Below are 2815 nucleotides of genomic sequence, written 5' to 3'. Positions count from 1 at the left end.
CTGGAGCGACTGGCCGAAAAGGCGTTGAGGCGAACCCGAAAGACCGGACGGACGGACGGGAGATAGGCCCTCGCGCCCTCTGCTCTCGCTGCGCTTCGCAACCGGGCTGGGGGGTCGCTGGTCATCCAGGACCAGCTTCAATGAGCGTTTCGCCCTGTTCATCACCCCCAGCCGGGTCGCCAGCGCCTGCCGGCGCCACACCATCCCCCGCCCGCGCCTGGAGGTGCAGCAGCCCAAGCGCCTCTGGACCAGCCAGCAACTGGACTACATCGGCACCTGTTACCGCGCGACCGCCGACCTGAGCGCCATCGCCGCGCGCCTACTCCTCGACTACGGCATCCAGCGCACCCCCGGCCAGATTCGCGCGGCCATCAACAGAAACGGTCTCACCAGCGGGCGCGACACCACCTTCCGCCCGGGGGCCCGGCCCTGGAATGCCGGACTCAAGGGCCGTAACGGCACCAGCAACACCACCTTCAAGCCCGGCAACTGCCCGCCCAACCGGCAACCGCTCGGCCACCTCCGCACCAACCGGGACGGCTATCAGGAGATCAAGGTCGCCGAGCCCAACCCCTACACCGGGCACGCTACCCGCTACCGCGCCCTGCACGTCCTGCGCTGGGAGCAGGCACACGGCCGCTCGGTCCCGCCCGGACACTGCGTCATCTTCATCGATGGCGACCCTGCGCACTGCGACCCGGACAACCTCTGTCTGGTCGAGCGCGCCGAGCTACTGCGCATCAATCACAACGGCCATGCCGATCTCCCCAAAGAATTACGCCCCCAGGCCATCACCCTGGCCCGGGTGCAGACTGCCATCAGCCGGGCCGCCAGGCCCCGTAACCACGCAGCGGAGCCCGATCATGTACCTGGGTAGCCTCAAGCCCCAACTCAGCCTTCCCGCAGAGGACCTTGCCCGCGCCGTGCGCTATCCCATCGGCGCCACCGCCGCCGCCCCCCAGGCCAAGCTCCTCCGCCCGCCGCCCGGCTGGCGCGACCCCTACAACCGCCCGCTCGCCGCCCCCGCCGGCCGTCCGGCGCCCCCGACCGATCTCGGACCCGATTGCGCCGGCGAGCGTCCGATCCGCACCCCCGACGAAGCCCCCCGGGCCGGGTCCAAGGTCGGCCAACTCTACGGCTACCTGGTGCGCCAGAGACACCCAGTGACCTCCGCGCAGGCCACCAGCCGCTTTGGTCCGCTGGTATCCGCAAATTTCAGCCACTTGGTGAACTCCGGCTGGGTCAAATCCCGGACCATAAAAAAAGGCCGGGAGCGCGCGATCGTCGAATATCTGCACCGCGCCCGCCCCTGGCCGCCGGTACCAGAAGGGACCCAGATCCTCCGCACCCGCGGGGCACCATGATGCACCCCGCCGCCCTGAGTCCCGGCGATCTCTCCGACCCGGGCAGCTTAATCTGGAGTCCGATGGCGCGCGCTCGCTCTCAGGTCCAGTGTTAGCCATTTTGAGGTATATGACCCTTGGCCGAATTATCACTCAGGCACGCAGAACAGGCAGCTGAAACAGCGCTGCAATATGTTCATGCGTTCGACTCTGCGGATTGGAGCACCGACGCGCCTTGGCCGCACAGGTCCGACCTGGCCCATGCTCTGGAGCATTGCCAGGAACTGGCCGCGATGGTGCTCAATCTGGTTGGGCGCGTTCCTCGCTCGGATGATGCGCCTGGGCCAGTTGATATCTATTGGGAGCATCAAGCCGGCCGACCATCGCAGAAGTTGAGCGACCCGGTACGCTGTTTTTGATGGCTAACGAACAGGGCTAAAGCGGGCGCGCCACTATGACATTGCAGATCAGTACCGACCGTGATGCGCGCCTCGCTTTTGAGCCCAGTGTTAGGCTATTTCGCTGAGGACCGTGCGATGAACATGAATGAGATGGCAACCGCCCTGGGCGTCCCGCTGCCCTTCCTGCTGACCGGCCGGACGCGCCCGAGCAAGCCGAAGCTCCGGGTTCTTCCGGGCGGCAAGATGCCCGCGCCGCCGGCCACGCCGACCCCGCGGCCGGAGGACACCCGTGCTTGACAGTCACAACGGCCGGGGGCTAGGCTTGCCCCCGAGGCTTGATAACCTCGCAAAGAGCGGACTCCGCACCCGTCAGACATGCGGTTTTTTTGTGCCCAGCCAGTTTCAATGGCCGGGAGGGTGCAGGGATACAACACCGGGAAACCGGGAAAACTGCACGCGGTCTCTTTGCCGTTATCAACCTCCTGGCCGCCCTTCGGGGCGGATGTTGCGTGATAGCACAAAGAGTACCAGTCCATGACAACCTCCCTGAGCCTTACGCCGATCGATGGCGAGCCCCGTATCCACGACCTAACCCTTGCCGTTTGGCTTGGTTTTGATCGCCCTGTCAATATCCGAAACATCGTCAAGAGGAACGAAGCCAAGCTGCTGAAGTTTGGCCCCCTCTCCACCGTGGAGAGGGTCATCAACGGCGGGAATGCCAAAGAGTTCTACCTGAACCAGAAGCAGTCCATCTTCATCTGCATGAAGTCCGAGACCGCCAACGCCTTCGATGTCCAGGTAGAGATTGTTCACGTCTTCGACGCGCATCTGAACGGCGGTCGCCCCGTCGCCGCTCTCCCCCAGGACCTGCCCACCGCCTTGCGCGCTTGGGCTGACGAGGTTGAGCGCCGCACCCTGGTCGAGCGTGAGTTGGAAGCCTCCCGCCCGAAGATTGCCTTGAAGCTGGTCCTGGATGACCAGCGACCCCCCAGCCCGGTTGCGAAGCGCAGCGAGAGCAGAGGGCGCGAGGGCCTATCTCCCGTCCGTCCGTCCGGTCTTTCGGGTTCGCCT

Annotated in this window: 4 protein-coding genes; all 4 read left to right on the top strand. The window is 65.5% G+C overall.

Annotated features, from left to right (window positions below):
- The first annotated feature begins 223 nt into the window (after positions 1–223).
- Positions 224–877 (top strand): HNH endonuclease signature motif containing protein, encoded by a 654-nt coding sequence (locus tag QZY44_RS02560; protein ID WP_295441809.1) that lies wholly within the window; start codon positions 224–226, stop codon positions 875–877.
- On the top strand, positions 864–1364 hold the full coding sequence (locus QZY44_RS02555; protein WP_295441806.1) for a hypothetical protein: 501 nt from the start codon (positions 864–866) through the stop codon (positions 1362–1364). Before QZY44_RS02560 ends, QZY44_RS02555 begins: the two co-directional genes overlap by 14 nt.
- A 515-nt stretch (positions 1365–1879) precedes the next feature.
- Positions 1880–2041: a hypothetical protein gene (locus QZY44_RS02550; protein WP_295441803.1), complete on the top strand. Its 162-nt coding sequence runs from the start codon at positions 1880–1882 to the stop codon at positions 2039–2041.
- A 237-nt stretch (positions 2042–2278) separates the two neighbouring features.
- A partial coding sequence (locus tag QZY44_RS02545; protein WP_295441800.1) for a hypothetical protein occupies positions 2279–2815 on the top strand: 537 nt, incomplete at its 3' end.

This window comes from uncultured Thiodictyon sp. (genome assembly GCA_903837595.1).
Classification (GTDB): Bacteria; Pseudomonadota; Gammaproteobacteria; order Chromatiales; family Chromatiaceae; genus Thiodictyon.
This window is presented reverse-complemented; position numbering and strand designations above follow the sequence as displayed.